The 14,340-nt window shown below is 69.1% G+C and carries 13 protein-coding genes; 7 read left to right on the top strand and 6 right to left on the bottom strand.

The genetic code is table 11. The features are described 5' to 3' along the window. Positions 1 to 15 precede the first annotated feature (15 nt). Complete coding sequence (locus tag ACWGE0_RS01700) at positions 16 to 777, bottom strand: SDR family oxidoreductase (protein WP_452258949.1); 762 nt, start codon at positions 775 to 777, stop codon at positions 16 to 18. 99 nt (positions 778 to 876) lie between these two features. On the opposite strand from ACWGE0_RS01700, the gene ACWGE0_RS01695 reads away from it, so the two are divergent. Continuing rightward, positions 877 to 1,716, top strand: coding sequence for a helix-turn-helix transcriptional regulator (locus ACWGE0_RS01695; RefSeq protein ID WP_452258948.1), 840 nt, complete (start codon positions 877 to 879; stop codon positions 1,714 to 1,716). Positions 1,717 to 1,785: 69 nt separating this feature from the next. On the opposite strand, the gene ACWGE0_RS01690 is transcribed toward ACWGE0_RS01695, so the two are convergent. Continuing rightward, positions 1,786 to 2,250 (bottom strand): GNAT family N-acetyltransferase, encoded by a 465-nt coding sequence (locus ACWGE0_RS01690; RefSeq protein ID WP_452258947.1) that lies wholly within the window; start codon positions 2,248 to 2,250, stop codon positions 1,786 to 1,788. 8 nt (positions 2,251 to 2,258) lie between these two features. Further along, a complete protein-coding gene (locus ACWGE0_RS01685; RefSeq protein ID WP_452258946.1) occupies positions 2,259 to 3,281 on the bottom strand; it encodes an alpha/beta hydrolase-fold protein in 1,023 nt (340 codons plus the stop codon). 52 nt (positions 3,282 to 3,333) lie between these two features. On the opposite strand from ACWGE0_RS01685, the gene ACWGE0_RS01680 reads away from it, so the two are divergent. The 5 genes from ACWGE0_RS01680 to lnt all read left to right on the top strand — a co-directional run bounded on the left by ACWGE0_RS01680 (position 3,334) and on the right by lnt (position 9,419). Beyond that, positions 3,334 to 3,915, top strand: a complete 582-nt coding sequence (locus tag ACWGE0_RS01680) for a TetR/AcrR family transcriptional regulator (protein ID WP_452258945.1) — start codon at positions 3,334 to 3,336, stop codon at positions 3,913 to 3,915. 46 nt (positions 3,916 to 3,961) lie between these two features. Next, on the top strand, positions 3,962 to 4,732 hold the full coding sequence (locus tag ACWGE0_RS01675; RefSeq protein ID WP_452258944.1) for an SDR family NAD(P)-dependent oxidoreductase: 771 nt from the start codon (positions 3,962 to 3,964) through the stop codon (positions 4,730 to 4,732). 92 nt (positions 4,733 to 4,824) lie between these two features. Next, positions 4,825 to 6,423: a sigma-70 family RNA polymerase sigma factor gene (locus ACWGE0_RS01670; RefSeq protein ID WP_452258943.1), complete on the top strand. Its 1,599-nt coding sequence runs from the start codon at positions 4,825 to 4,827 to the stop codon at positions 6,421 to 6,423. Between the two features lie 64 nt (positions 6,424 to 6,487). Continuing rightward, positions 6,488 to 7,936, top strand: a complete 1,449-nt coding sequence (mptB, locus tag ACWGE0_RS01665; RefSeq protein ID WP_452258942.1) for a polyprenol phosphomannose-dependent alpha 1,6 mannosyltransferase MptB — start codon at positions 6,488 to 6,490, stop codon at positions 7,934 to 7,936. Then, on the top strand, positions 7,920 to 9,419 hold the full coding sequence (gene lnt, locus ACWGE0_RS01660; RefSeq protein WP_452258941.1) for an apolipoprotein N-acyltransferase: 1,500 nt from the start codon (positions 7,920 to 7,922) through the stop codon (positions 9,417 to 9,419). Before mptB ends, lnt begins: the two co-directional genes overlap by 17 nt. Here lnt and ACWGE0_RS01655 read toward each other — a convergent pair. The 3 genes from ACWGE0_RS01655 to ACWGE0_RS01645 all read right to left on the bottom strand — a co-directional run bounded on the left by ACWGE0_RS01655 (position 9,384) and on the right by ACWGE0_RS01645 (position 12,490). Next, complete coding sequence (locus ACWGE0_RS01655) at positions 9,384 to 10,295, bottom strand: ArsR/SmtB family transcription factor (protein ID WP_452258940.1); 912 nt, start codon at positions 10,293 to 10,295, stop codon at positions 9,384 to 9,386. The genes lnt and ACWGE0_RS01655 overlap by 36 nt on opposite strands. Before the next feature lie 198 nt (positions 10,296 to 10,493). Then, positions 10,494 to 10,952 (bottom strand): peptidase inhibitor family I36 protein, encoded by a 459-nt coding sequence (locus ACWGE0_RS01650; protein WP_452258939.1) that lies wholly within the window; start codon positions 10,950 to 10,952, stop codon positions 10,494 to 10,496. A gap of 101 nt (positions 10,953 to 11,053) precedes the next feature. Next, on the bottom strand, positions 11,054 to 12,490 hold the full coding sequence (locus tag ACWGE0_RS01645; protein WP_452258938.1) for a phenylacetate--CoA ligase family protein: 1,437 nt from the start codon (positions 12,488 to 12,490) through the stop codon (positions 11,054 to 11,056). 114 nt (positions 12,491 to 12,604) lie between these two features. On the opposite strand from ACWGE0_RS01645, the gene ACWGE0_RS01640 reads away from it, so the two are divergent. After that, entirely contained in the window at positions 12,605 to 14,257 is a 1,653-nt protein-coding gene (locus tag ACWGE0_RS01640) for a choice-of-anchor B family protein (RefSeq protein ID WP_452258937.1), read from the top strand. The last annotated feature ends 83 nt before the right edge of the window (positions 14,258 to 14,340 follow it).

Here is a 14,340-nt window from a genome sequence, read left to right as displayed (position 1 = left end):
GACCAGGGCCGGGTGTCACTTGCCGTGCGGGTCGGTGCCGTTGAGCGTGGCCACGACCTGGTCGTAGTCGCCGCGAGCCTCGGCGTGGCGCAGGAACTTCACGCGCTCCACCTGGATCTCGTGGGCATCGGGCTGGGTCTCGATGAGGCCCATGACCTCGGCGATGAACTCGTCGAGCGGCATGGCGTGGTCGTTGTCGGCCTGGCCGGGCATCAGGTCCGTCTGGACCGACGGCGGCTCCAGTTCGACGACGCGCACGGACGTGTCGGCCAGTTGCAGGCGCAGGGTTTCGCTGAGCATGTGGATGGCGGCCTTGGACGCGTTGTAGCTCGGCGTCACCTTCAGCGGCGCGAAGGCGAGGCCGGAGGAGACGGTCATGATCGTGGCGGCCGGGCGGGTCTGGAAGTGCTCGACGAACGCGGCGATCAGGCGCATCGGGCCCAGGACGTTGGTCGTGATGATGTTCTCGGCGGACTCGAGGAACGCCGGGCTGTGCCAGTCCTCCACCCGCATGACGCCTGCCATGGTGACCAGGACGTTCAGCGACGGGAAACGGGACAGGACGTCCTTGGCCGCGGTCTGGACGCTGTCGGCGTCGGCGGTGTCGATCCGGACGGTCTCGACGCCGGGGTGCTCGGCGGCGATCTTCTCCAGCAGCTCGGTGCGCCGGCCGCCGACGATCACGGTGTTGCCGCGCTCCCGCAGGGCGAGGGCGAGCGCCAGGCCGATGCCGCTGGTGGCGCCGGGGATGAAGACGGTGTTTCCGGTGATGTCCATGCACCGAGCTTCGGGCACCGAGGAAGATCACGGCAGAGACCACTCATCGGGGGATCGGCGATCCCTGGTTGTCGTTCGCATCGCCTCCATACTGGGGTTGTGGATCGTGTCGAACTCGCGGCCTTCCTGCGCCGCCGCCGGGAAGAGCTGAGGCCGCAGGACGTCGGCTTGCCGATGGGTGCGCGCAGGCGGGCGCCGGGGCTGCGGCGTGAGGAGGTGGCGTCGCTGGCGGCGATGTCCACCGACTACTACACGCGGCTGGAGCAGCAACGTGGTCCGCAGCCCAGCGAGCAGATGCTGGGCTCGCTGGCCCGCGCGCTGCGGCTGAGCGACGACGAACGCGACTACCTCTTCCGCGTCGCCGGTCGCAACGCCCCGTCGCACCAGGCCGGCGGCACGCACGTCGCGCCCGCGTTGCAACGGGTGCTGGACCGACTCAACGACACGCCCGCGCTGATCCTGTCCAACCTCGGCGAGGTGCTGATGCAGAACAGGTTCGCCGAGGCCCTGTACGGCGACAGCTCCCACTTCACCGGGCTGGCCCGCAGCGGGATCTACCGCTGGTTCACCAACCCGGACGAACGCCTGGTCTACCCCGAGCACGACCGCGACCGGCAGAGCCGCGCGCAGGTCGCGAACCTGCGCGCCGCCTACGCCACGATGGGCCCGAAGTCCCGTGCCGGCGAGCTCGTTCGCGTGCTGCAGAAGGAAAGCGCCGAGTTCGCCGAGATCTGGGAACGCCACGAGGTCTCGAACCGGTTCGAGGACCACAAGGTGCTCGTCCACCCGCAGCTCGGCGAGATCGAGGTGGACTGCCAGGCGTTGTTCACCGAGGACCAGTCGCAGGCGTTGCTGGTGCTCACCGCGCCACCGCGCACCGAGGCGTTCGACAAGCTCCAGCTGCTCGGCGTGCTGGGGACGGAGAAGTTCGTCAGTTGAGGGCCAGGATCGTCTCCGCTATCGCAGGCTTGCTGGTGTTCGTGTGTCGCCGTGCCACCGGCAGATTCGTCAGTTGAGGACCAGGATCGTCTCCTCTATCTCGGTTTTCCGGGCCTCCGCATAGCCGACGTCGGTGCCGACGATCTCGAACCCGGCTCTGGTCAGCACCCTCAGCGAGGCCACGTTGTCGGTCGCCACGCGGGCGTGCAACGGCCGGGTGGTCACGAGTTCGAGCAGCAACGCCACCGCGCGCCCGGCCACGCCCTGACCCCAGACCGCGCGGTCGATCCAGTACGTGATCTCGGTGTCGCCCTCCATCACGAAGCTCGCGATGCTGCCCACGACCCGGCCGTCGCCGAGGATGACGTGGTTCATGGTCTCGGGGTTGGCCCGGATGCGGCGCATGTGCGCGTCGAACGCCTCGCGGTCGTCGGGGTCCTTCGCGGTGAAGGCGGCCATCCGCACCGACTCCGGATCGCGCATGAACTCGAACAACGTGTCGAGGTCCGCGTCTTCGAGACCCCTCAACGTCACTTCCTTTATCAACGTGCCAACCTCTCCGCAAGCCAGGCGAGTGAGAGCGGGTAACGGTAGTCGATCCCACCGTGCCCCGCGTCGAAGAGTTCGAAGTGGACTCGGTCGTCGGGTAGCCCGGTTTCCCTTAGCTGGGCCCGGAAAGCCTCCGCGCCGAGGTCGAGGTAGTACTCGTCGCTGCGGCCCGCGTCGATCCACACCGCCCGCAGCGAGCGGATCGCCTCGGCGTGACCGGGCACCATCCGCACCGGGTCCCAATCGAGCCAGCGCTGCCACACCTCGGGAAGCAGCACACCGGTCACCGGGTCGAACGGCAGCTGCGGCGTACCGTCCTCGGCCGCCGAGAAGCACGCCGCGACACCGAGAACACCGAGCAGCTTCATGTCCTCGGGTTTGGTGAACGACGGACGCGAGCAGAAGTCCGCCCACCACGTCCGGATGTCGTGGTCGTGCTCGCGCAGGCCGCGCACCGCCTTGCCGAAGTCCGCGAGGTAGCAGAGTTCGTAGAGCGAGTCGCCCGCGTGCGTGGCCAGCGCGCCGAACAGGTCGGGACGCAGCATCGGCGTGATCATCGCCCCGAACCCGCCCGACGACTTCCCTGCGATGGCCCGGGATTCGCGGTCCGGGATCGTCCGGTAGTGCGCGTCGACCCACGGCACGATCTCATCGCATAAGTACGAGTGGTAGCGGCCGGTGCCAGGTGAGTCGACGAACTGCGAACCGCCATAGGAGGTCCACGCATCCACGAACACGACGACGCAGCCCGGCGCACCGTCGGCGAACACGGCGTCGGCGGTCTCCATGAACGGCTGGCGGAACGGCATCCGGTTGGCCCACATGGACACGTGCCCGGTGTAGCCCTGGATGACGTACACGGCGGGGTAGCGCTCGGCCGACTCGTCATAGCCCGGCGGGACGTACACCCACAGCGGACGCTCGTGCGGATCGCCGAGCGGATTGCCGCGCAGCAGGTCGGAAACGACGGTGTGCCGGTCCAGCCGGCCGGCGAGTGAGCCCTCCCAAGGAAGCATGGAACCAGTCAACCACGGTGGACCCGGCGGTCCAGAAAGCTAGGATCGAGGCATGGCACTCACGGTCAAGGGGCGCGCGACCAGGCAGCGCATCATCGAGGGCGCGGCGGCCTACCTGCGCAGCGACGACCCGGCGGGCGTGACGCTGGACGACATCCGGGCCATCACCGGCACCAGCAAGGGGCAGATCTTCCACTACTTCCCGGACGGCAAGGAGGAGCTCTTCCTCGCCGTCGCGCGCTACGAGGCAGACCGCGTGCTCGACGACCAGCAGCCGCACCTCGGCGCGCTGACCTCGTGGGCGGCCTGGGACCGCTGGCGGGACGCGGTGGTCGCCCGGTACCGCGCGCAGGGGCGGAACTGCCCGCTCGGAGCGTTGATGGGCCAGGTCGGCAGCACACCGGGCGCCAACGAGGTGGTCAGCGCGCTGCTCAACCGGTGGCAGTTCCACGTCCAGGAAGGCATCGCCGAGATGCAGGAGGCCGGGCTGGTGCGGGCGAGCGTCGACCCCGACCGGGTCGCCGCGGCGTTCATCGCGGGCATCCAGGGCGGTGTCCAGGTGCTCAGGTCGACCGGCAGCGTCGCACATCTGGAAGCGGCCCTGGACACCCTCGTCGACTACCTCAAAACCTGAAATTCTGGACTTGCTGGTCCAAAATTTCGTGCCTAACTTCGACGGCATGGCACAACGTCTGCAGGGCAGGACAGCCCTCATCACCGGTTCCACCAGCAACATCGGCCGCTCGATCGCGGTCGCCCTCGCCAAGGAGGGCGCGCACGTCGTCGTCTCCGGCCGGGACGACGCCAGGGGAGTGGCGGTCGTCGACCAGATCCGCGCGGAAGGCGGCCGGGCCGATTTCGTCCGCGCCGACCTCGACGGCACCGCCGCCGCCAGCCGTGCGCTCGCCTCGGCGGCCACGGACGTGCTGCAGGGCCGCGTCGACATCCTCGTGAACAACGCGGGCATCTATCCGGCGTCGACCACCCCGACGACCGACGAGGAGATGTTCGATCGCGTCTACGGCGTCAACGTGAAAGCACCGTTCTTCCTCACGCAGGCCCTCGTCCCCGCGATGATCGACGCCGGCGGTGGCGTGATCATCAACCTCGGCTCGTGGATCGCCCGGCTCGCCGTCCCGGTCGGCTCCCTCTACAGCTCCACCAAGGGCGCGATGGAGACGCTGACCCGTGCGTGGGCAGCGGAGTTCGGCGCGCAGGGCGTCCGGGTCAACGCGATCTCACCCGGCGTCGTCGTCTCGCCGGACTGGGACCCCGCGACCGATCACCCCGGCGAGGTGATGATGCACGGCACCCCGGCCGGACGTTCCGGGCATCCCGACGCGATCGCCTCCGCCGCCGTCTACCTCGCGTCGGACGAATCGGCCTTCGTGCACGGCACCGTGATCGACGTCGACGGCGGCCGAACGGGTGTGGCGGTGGTCGCCGTGTGACCTGGGTCACCAATTCGCCCGGTTTCTGTGACCTGAGGTGACACTGCCCGGTCTCCCATGGCGTACGGAAGTCGTCGGCGAAGGGTGTGGAAGTGACGGGTCGGGAGTGGCTGGGGCAGGTGGACGCGGAGCAGGTGGAGGCCGCGCGGGCCGGTGATCGGGCGGCGCTCGACACCGTCGTCGCGGCCTGCCTGCCACTGGTCTACAACGTCGCCGGTCGGGCGCTGAACGCCGATGCCGACGTCGACGACGTGGTCCAGGAGACGATGTTCCGCGTGATCCGCGGCATCGACGCGCTGCGGGAACCCGATCGGTTCCGGTCGTGGCTGGTCGCCGTCACGATCAACCAGGTCCGCGAGCACTACCGCCGCCGCGACGCCGCACCGGCGCCGCTGGAGGAGTACGACAGGGCCGATCCGAGCGCCGAGTTCGTCGAGGTCGCGTTGTCGCGACTGCACATGGCCCAGCAACGGCGTGAGGTCGACGAGGCCGCCCGCTGGCTGGACCCGGCCGACCGCGAGCTGCTCGCGTTGTGGACGCTCGAACGCGTCGGGCAGCTGACCCGCGCGGAGGTGGCCGACGCGCTCGACCTCAACGCCCACGCCGTGACGGTGCGGGTCAGCCGGCTCAAGGGCCGCCTGGAGACGATCCGGCACCTGGTCCGCGCCCTGTCGGCCGACCCGCGCTGCGCGGGGCTCGCGCAGGCGGCGCAGGGCTGGAACGGCGAGCCGAACCCGTTGTGGCGCAAGCGGCTCCTGCGGCACGTCGACGAGTGCGGGCGGTGCCGGCGCGGGGTCGCCGACGCGATGCCGGTCGAACGGATCCTGACCGGCGCCACGCTGCTCACGGTCCCGGCGAGCTACCTGCCCCACCTGCTCGAGAACCTCGCCAGCCCCGCCCTCGACCAGGTCGCGCACGCCTATCACCTGGGCGAGTCCGCGGCCAAAGGCGACGCCACACATCTCTCCGAACCCGCGGGTTTCCTGGGCAAGGTGGCCGGGCTGACCAGCAAGCCCGTTCTCGCGGTGGCGGGTGCCGTCGCGGTGTGCGCGCTCGTCGGCGTGGCCGGAACGATGGTGCTGTTCCCGTCCGACCCGCCGGCCGCCGTGGCGAACCCGAACACTCCGGCGCCGGCGGCCGTCACCACCTCGTCGTCCGTCGCGGAAACCACCTCGTCCGCTGCTTCGAGCACCTCGTCGTCCACGACCACCACCACAACCACGACGACGACCACCACTCAGACGCCGGAACCGGTGCGGGCGGCCACGCCGGAAGAACGCGTCCTCGCGTTGATCAACGAGACCAGGGCCAAGTCGGGCCTGCCGCCGTTGTCCGTGGACCCGGCGCTGGTCGTTGCGGCTGAACGGCACACGAAGGCGATGATGAGCAACGGCTGTGGGTTGTCGCATCAGTGCCCCGGCGAGAGCGGCCTGGGTGAGCGCAGCACCGCGGCGGGCGTGAAGTGGAGCTCGGTGGCGGAGAACGTCGGCATGGGCGGTCCGGTGAAGGACACGGTCGAGGCGATCTCCAAGATGGCGCTCGGCCTGACCCAGGGCATGATCGACGAGAAGCCGCCGAACGACGGCCACCGCAAGAACATCCTCAGCGACTCGTCCACCCGCATCGGCATCGTGGTGATCCGCGACGCCAAGGGAACCGTGTGGATGACTCACGACTTCGCCGGACGTTGACCGACTTCGGGCTAGAAAAGATCATCCTCTGGTCGTACGTGGGAACGCGACCGCAGTCGGACGCGTGACGATCTGTCCGGAAAGCACTGTCTTCACCGTGCAGATGCCGTCGACCGTTGCTCAGCGCACGCCCGCGACCGTCACCACCGAAACCCCGGACGTCCTGCGATGGACGGGTTTCGGCGGTGCGGTCCTGCTCACCGCAGGAGCGTGGGCCACAAGAGCGGTACCGGTCGCCCTGGGCGCCGCGATCGCGGGTGCCGGGCTCGTCGTGCTGACCTGGGCACTGCTCGGCCGCGCCAGGCCGGACGCGACGTGGTTGCGTCGGACGTTGGCGTTGTGGTGCGGGCCGCTGCTGGTGGCCCCGCCGCTGTTCAGCGCCGACGTGTTCAGCTACCTGGCCCAGGGCGAGGTGGCGGCGCGCGGGCTCGATCCGAACGTCGTGAGCCCGGCCGTCGGAGCGAGCGCCGAGGCGGTGGCGCGGGTCGGCGTCTACTGGCGTGAGACGCCGTCGCCGTACGGGCCGTTGTTCAGCACGGTCGAACGGGCGATCGCCCAGGTCACCGGCGGGGATCCGGTGTTCGGCATCGTGCTGTACCGGCTGGTCGCGGTGCTGGGTCTGCTGCTCGTTGTGTGGGCCGTGCCGAGGCTGGCGGAGATGGCCGGGACCTTCGAACGCACGGCGTTGTGGCTGGGCGTGCTGAACCCGTTGGTCCTGTGGCACCTCATCGGCGGCGTGCACAACGACGCGTTGATGCTCGGCCTCATGCTGTCCGGCACCGTCGTCGCGTTGCACGCACTCGAGGACCTCAGGTGGTGGCAGTTCACGGCCGGTGTGGTCCTCATCGGACTCGGTGCGCAGGTGAAGCTGCCCGCGCTGGTCGCGCTCGCGGTGGTCGGCACGGCGTTGGCGCGCCGGCTGGGCGGCGGCGTGGTCCGGTTCGTGGGAGCGGGCCTGGGGATGGTCGCGGCCGCCGTCGGGGTGTCGGTCGTGACGTCACTGGCCGGAGGGGCCGGTTTCGGCTGGGTGCAGGCGCTCGGGACACCGTCGAAGGTCAACAGCTGGATGGCGCCGACCAACTGGCCGGGCTTTCTGGCGGGTGCGGTGTTCGGCCAGGAAACCGGTCAGGCGATGATTTCCTCGGCACGGATCGCGGGGCTCGTGCTGATCCTCTGTGGCATCGCGGTGGTGTTGAACCTCCAGCTGCGCGGACGGGTCTCTCGGGTGACGGCGCTGGGGATGATGATGAGCGTGATCGTGGTGCTGGGGCCGGTGATCCAGCCGTGGTACCTGCTGTGGGCGGTGCTGCCGCTGGCCGCCTGCCTGCCGGCGGGGAAGTGGCGGACCAGGGTCGCGGTTCTCGTCGGCGTGTTCGCGCTGCTCGTGCCGCCGCTCGCGGGCAACTTCGCCGGTCGCGTGCCCGAGCTGGTCCTCGCCTACGTGCTCGGGATCGCCGTGGTCGGCGGCGCCTACTTCGTCCTGCGCCGGGTGCCCGTTGCCGTCCAGAACTGATCTCCTCCGCCACGGCCTCGTTCGGTACGGCGCGGCCGCGCTCGCCGGTGCCGGGCTTGCCCTGAGCTTCCCGCCCCGCACGTTCTGGTGGCTCGCGGTACCGGCGTTCGTCGTGCTGTGGCTGACGTTGAACGGCGCGCGGCCCCGTCGTGCGGCCGGTCTCGGGTTCGCGTTCGGCCTGGCGTTCTTCCTGCCGCACCTGCGCTGGATCCAGCACTTCCTCGGCAACGAGTTCGGTCCCGCGCCGTGGCTCGTGCTGTCGGCGTTGATGGCGTTGTTCATCTCCGGGGTGTGCGCGCTCTTCCCGTTGGTCGCGCGGCTGCCCGCGGCCCCGGTGTGGGCCGCTTCGCTGTTCGTGCTGCAGGAGACCGCGCGCGGTCTGATCCCGTTCAACGGCTTCCCGTGGGGCCGGGTGGCGTTCGGCCAGGTCGACGGCCCGTTCGCGCAGCTCGCGGTGATCGGCGGCGCGCCGTTGGTGACCTTCGCGGTGGTCGTGACCGGGTTCGGGCTCGCGGCCTGGCTGCCCCGGCTGAAGGTCTCCTGGGCACTGCTGCCGGTCGCGGCGGCACTCGCCGTGGGCCCGTTGGTCGCCGTGGACGCACAGAACGGGCAACGGACCGTTGCCGTCGTACAGGGCAACGCGCCGGACATCGGCCTAGGCCTGCTGACCGAGCAGAAGACGTTGCGCGCCAACCACCTGCGCAAGACCGCCGAGCTGACCGCGTTGGTGCAGGGCGGCTCGATCCCCAAACCGGACCTCGTCGTGTGGCCGGAGAGCGCGACCAGGACCGGCGACCGCGACCCGGTGCTCGACCGCGCCGTCGACGACCTCGGCGTGCCCGTGCTGGTCAGCGCGCTGCGCAACGGCAAGAACTCGGTCATCGCCTGGGAACCCGGACGCGGCGCGGGGGAGTCGTACGCGAAGCAGGAACTCGTCCCGTTCGCCGAGCACATCCCGCTGCGCCCGCTGGCCCGGCTCGTCACGCCGTTCGCCGATCAACCCGACCTCGAAGCGGGCACTGAACCCGGAGTGCTGGACATCGCGGGCACACGCGTGGGCCTCGGCATCTGCTACGAGGTCGCCTACGACTACGTCCTGCGCGAAAGCGCGGCGGCGGGCGCACAAGTGCTCGTCGTTCCGACGAACAACGCCTGGTACGGCCGTGGCGAGATGACCTACCAGCAGCTCGGAATGGCCCGCCTGCGCGCCATCGAACACGGCCGTGCGGTCGTGGTGGCGGCGATCAGCGGTGTGAGCGCGGTCGTCCGTCCAGACGGGAGCGTCGTGCGGACCACCGGGATGTTCACCGACGACCTGATGGTGGACTCCGTGCCGCTGCGGACCGATCTGACGTTCGCGACGAGGTTCGGCGGCGCGATCCACGTGCTGCTCACGGGCGCGGCTTTCGCCGCGTGCGTGGCAGGGTTGTGGATGCGCCGCCGCGCCTCAGTTGGCGCCGAAGCCGCTGCCGAGCAGAGCTGACCCGAGCAGCGTTCGCTGGTGCAGTACCGAGATCCCCTGTCGTTCCGTGGTCAGCAGTCCCGCCTCCCGCAGCACCGTGGTGTGCCGGCTGACCGCGGACGCCGAGGCGCCCAGCCGTTCAGCCAGCTCGTTGGTCGTGGCCCCGGCCCCGACCGCGGCGAGCACCGCGGACCGGGTGTTGCCCAGCAACGCCGCCAACGCCCCTGCCTGGCGGCGTCCACTCGCGAGCTGCCGTTGCCACGTCCAGTCGTGGTGCACCGGATAGACAACGGTCGGCGGCAACCCGGGATCGGCCAGCGCCACCGGTGCTCGCCGGCAGAAGTACGACGGCACCAGCCGCAACCCCCGCCCGTTCAGATGCAGATCACGGTCGTACGCGTACTGAACCTCCAAGATCGGCGATCGCCAGTTCATCAACGGCCACATGCCCCGCAGCAGCCCCTCGGTTCCCGACGCGGCTCGATGCAGGCGGTCCGTCTCGACCGCCTCGTCGATCAGGTCGCGGTACGGCTCGATCACCGCACCGTGGTACCGGGCGAGCGCCTCGGTGAGTTCGGCCAGAGCGCCGTCGCAGCCCTCCGCCAGCGGACGTGTCCACGTGGGCGTCGGGGTGACGTCCGCGAGCAGCTTGAACTCCTCGCGCAACCGGGCACGTGGTGTCGACCGGATCGCGTCCAGTGCTGATGTCAGGCCGTTTGCGCCCTCCGGTGGTGTGAGGAAGTCCGGGAAGTACGGACCCAACGGCGCGAGCACGGACAACAGTCGCACGCCGGAACGGATCACCTGCGCGTTGCCGTTGCGCCGGATGTCGCGCAGCCACGGTTGCAACAGCATGCCGCTGTCGCCTTCGGTCAGCCTGTTCCGGCTGAACACCATCTCCCAGAGCGGATCGACCCTTTCTGCTATCTGCGTACGCTCCAGATCGCCAGGCGAAAAATGGATGCGCAACACAGCAACCTCCCCAGGCCCAGGTCACCGTGGAACACATTACCCGGCGTGTCACTCCGCCGAATTACGCAACGAAAACCGGGCGAGAGGTCATTGCCTCACGCCCGGTTCTGTGATTGAGACGGATCAGCCGCAGCTACCGCTGGTCCACTGGTGCGAACGCACCTGGTAGGTGCCGGCCAGGTCGCCCTTCTGCCCCTGCCTGGTGCAACCGATGCGGTTGTTGTACCCGGTGTTGCGGTAGAAGACGACGCCCGTCGCCGAGGACGTGCCCCGGTTGTAGACGGACTTGACCTCCTTGGTCGTGGCCCACGAGCACTTGATGGAGCCGGCCGTCCAGTCCGGGTCGGCCACCTCCCACATGCAGCGCCCACCGGTTCCGCCGAAGCCGTTCCAGAAGCAGACGTGGCCGGTGTTGCAGTCCCAGGCGGCGAGCGCCTGGCCGGTCTCGGTGTCGTACGCAGCACCCACGGCGGCCGCCTGAGCGACCGGAACCTCCGCCTGCGCGCTCGGGGCAGCAAGCCCGACGACCATGAGCATCGCGAGCGGCATCAACGCCAGCAAAATACGCCGAACGAACCTCAAGGATTTCCTCCCTCACCCCATGGCTTGAATTCCGCCGACGTCACCTTAAGCAGAGAGAGGAATCCTGGAAAAGCTATTGCTCCGTGGCGCAAAAGCTCATTTCACGGCCGTCGGGTGTACCTGTGTTTCACGCCGGCCGGGAAGTACTCCGGATCGCCGGACGGCCGCAGCACGACCTCGGGCAGCTGCCGCTCGGCCGGGACGTAGTGCGCGAACTCGCTGTTGAGCCGCAGCAGCTCGTCCCTGATCGACACCGCGATCACGGCGGCGTCGGCGGTCTGGCCGGGCGCGGTCTCCACGGTGATCCGCAGCGACCGGTCGCGGTCGGCGTCCTCGACCGACTCGATCACGAACTTGCCGGTCACCGTGTCGCTGATGCCCGGCTGCTCCAGGCCGACCGTCACGTTCTCCGGATAGACGTTCGCGCCGAAGAACGACACCGTGAACAGAGATCGTCCGAACAGAAAGACGAACGGCAGTTCCGGTCCAGGCGGGGGAGTGAAGCCGTGCCCCGCGCAGAACTCCAGCAGCTCGTCGTATCCGAGAATCCCGCCCTCGTCCGCGATCCGGTAGCGGATCAACGGAATCCCGCCGTCCGCGGTGAACACCAGCGTGCCGTCGTGCACCTCGAAGAACCGGCTGGCCGGGTCGTACTGCACGAGCGTCGGCAGCCGCGCGTCGCCGAAGACCTCCCGCGCCAGATCCGGCCGGAGCGCGAAGAACCGGCGAATGCCCACCGACAGCGCGGTCTCGTTGCCCAGCACGCCGGAATCCGCTGTCCCGTAAAGGGAAGCGACGTCGCTGAGGGGATCGGCGACGCCCGCCCGCTGCGACACCAGATCCCGCCACTGCTCGCTGAACACCTCACCGGCCAGCACCAGCTTGATCCGGTACGCGGGCCAGTCGACGCCGGGCGTGTCGATGACGTCCTTGACGAACGGCGGATAGCCGAGCAGCACGACCTGCTCGAAGTGCGGCGCCAGTTCGGGCAGCACCCGCAGGATCTCCGCCTTGTTGTTGCCCGGCGCCACCACGGTGATCGGACAGCCCTTGGCCGCGAGATGCCGCACGCACGCCTGCGTGAACAGCCCGCCGACCCAGGTGCCGAGCGGGAAGCACACCACGGCCAGCGTCGTGCGCGAGTCCGCGTGGAACCCGTCAACTAGCACCTGCTCGAACCGCCGGGCCACGTGCAGCTCGTCCTCGAGGGCTCGCGGCCAGATCGTCGGCCGTCCGCTCGACCCGGACGAGACGGCGATCATGTCGCAGCTCGCGAGCGTGCCGTCGCGGCACAGCTCCGGCAGCGGGTATCGCTCGTGATAGCTGGATTTGTCGAGCAACGGCAGCCGCTGGAAGTCGTCGAACGTCGTGATCGTCGCAGGGTCGATGTCGTTCTCCCGCAACAGCTTCCGGTAGGCGGGCACGGTCTCGGCGGTGTGCAGGAAGAGGTCCAGCACCCAGCTCTCGGACTGCGGCGCGGAGGCCGCGAAGAAGTCGTCGAACGCCTGGTGCACACGGGTCTGCCGACTGCTGTCCATGATCCGAGATTAGCGGGGACCCGACGAACGAAGGTTCACGAAGCGTGTCCGCAGCTCCTACCGTGAGTACTTGATCGGAAACCCCCCTGCTTTCCGGTGAAGGAGCACAACTTCATGAAATCCCTGCGCATGGGCGCGCTGGCCGTCTTGACGGTCTCAGCGGTCGCCCTCTCGATGACGGGCGCCTCCGCCCACGATCCGACCACAGCCGAAGGGCAGGCGGCGGCCAGAACGTTCCTGGCCGACCACCTTCCCGCCGACCGGCACGCCGTGACCGGGCAGGCCGCGGGCGTGCCGTGCGTCAACGGCAAGGCCGACATCTACCCCTGCAAGAACGTCGACCTGCTCAGCGTGCTGCCGCTGTCCGCGATGGGCGGTGGCAACGGCAACGACATCTGGGGCTGGACCGACCCGTCCTCCGGCAAGGAGTACGCGATCGTCGGCCGCACCAACGGCACCGCGTTCGTCGACGTCAGCACGCCGACGGCACCGAAGTTCCTGGGCAACCTGCCGTCCAACGGCGGCAGCAGCTCGTGGCGTGACATGAAGGTCTACAAGGACCACGCGTTCATCGTCGCCGACTTCATCACCGGCCACGGCATGCAGGTGTTCGACCTGACCCGCCTGCGGACGATCACGACGCCGCAGACGCTCACGGCCGACGCGCTGTACAAGGAGTTCGGCCCGGCGCACAACATCGCCATCAACGAGGAGACCGGGTACGCCTACGCGATCGGCTCCAACACGTGCAGCGGCGGCCCGCACATGGTCGACATCCGCACGCCGAAGTCGCCCAAGAACGCGGGCTGCGTCGCACAGGACGGATACACGCACGACAACCAGTGCGTGATCTACCGCGGCCCGGACGCCACCTACCGCGGCCGGGAGATCTGCTTCAACTCCAACGAGGACACGCTGACGATCGTCGACGTGACCGACAAGGCCAACCCGGTCCAGATCGTCCGCAAGGCCTACTCCGGCGCGCAGTACTCGCACCAGGGCTGGCTGACCGAGGACCAGCGGTACTTCCTGCTCGACGACGAACTGGACGAGTCGCGCGGCACCGACAAGCGCACCAAGACCTACATCTGGGACCTCGCGTCGCTGGCGAACCCCGTGCACACCGGTGTCTACAACTCGCCCGCCACGGCGATCGACCACAACCAGTACATCAAGGGCAAGTACTCCTACCAGGCCAACTATCAGGCGGGCCTGCGCATCCTCGACGTCAGCGACATCGCCTCGGCGCAGCTGACCGAGGCCGGGTACTTCGACATCTACCCGGCGGCCAACGAGGCGAAGTTCAACGGGGCGTGGAGCAACTACCCGTATTTCGCCAGCGGCATCGTTCTGGTCAACGGCATCGAACAGGGTCTGGTCGTGGTCAAGCCCAACCTCGGCGCCGTCGAACCGCCGCCCGCCGGTGGCAAGTTCGAGAACACCACCGACGTGTCCATTCCGGACGCGGGCGCCGCGGTGACCTCCGCGGTGAACGTGACCGGCCGGTCCGGCAACGCGCCGGCGACGCTGAGCGTGAACGTCGACATCAAGCACCCCTACCGCGGTGACCTGACGATCGACCTGGTCGCACCGGACGGCACGGCGTTCCGCCTGAAGGGCACCAGTTCCGACTCGGGCGACAACGTGATCACCACCTACACGGTGAACGCCTCGGCGGAGGCGGCCGACGGCACCTGGCAGCTCAAGGTCCAAGACACCGCCCGCGCCGACACCGGCTACATCGACGCGTGGAGCCTGCAGTTCTGAACCTGACGCGGGTGGGCGGCCTCGTCCGCCCACCCGCGCCGGGGAGGGGTAATGCGCAAGGTGCGTTTAGTGGAGGGGATGTT

This window comes from Lentzea sp. NPDC054927 (assembly GCF_053610285.1).
This window is presented reverse-complemented; position numbering and strand designations above follow the sequence as displayed.

What these genes read in the sequence shown, in the direction of transcription:
- ACWGE0_RS01655 (WP_452258940.1), bottom strand. Translation starts at nt 10,295, where the DNA reads ATGGTGTTCAGCCGGAACAGGCTGACCGAAGGCGACAGCGGCATGCTG.
- ACWGE0_RS01685 (WP_452258946.1), bottom strand. Translation starts at nt 3,281, where the DNA reads ATGCTTCCTTGGGAGGGCTCACTCGCCGGCCGGCTGGACCGGCACACC.
- ACWGE0_RS01645 (WP_452258938.1), bottom strand. Translation starts at nt 12,490, where the DNA reads ATGGACAGCAGTCGGCAGACCCGTGTGCACCAGGCGTTCGACGACTTC.
- ACWGE0_RS01700 (WP_452258949.1), bottom strand. Translation starts at nt 777, where the DNA reads ATGGACATCACCGGAAACACCGTCTTCATCCCCGGCGCCACCAGCGGC.
- ACWGE0_RS01675 (WP_452258944.1), top strand. Translation starts at nt 3,962, where the DNA reads ATGGCACAACGTCTGCAGGGCAGGACAGCCCTCATCACCGGTTCCACC.
- ACWGE0_RS01680 (WP_452258945.1), top strand. Translation starts at nt 3,334, where the DNA reads ATGGCACTCACGGTCAAGGGGCGCGCGACCAGGCAGCGCATCATCGAG.
- ACWGE0_RS01640 (WP_452258937.1), top strand. Translation starts at nt 12,605, where the DNA reads ATGAAATCCCTGCGCATGGGCGCGCTGGCCGTCTTGACGGTCTCAGCG.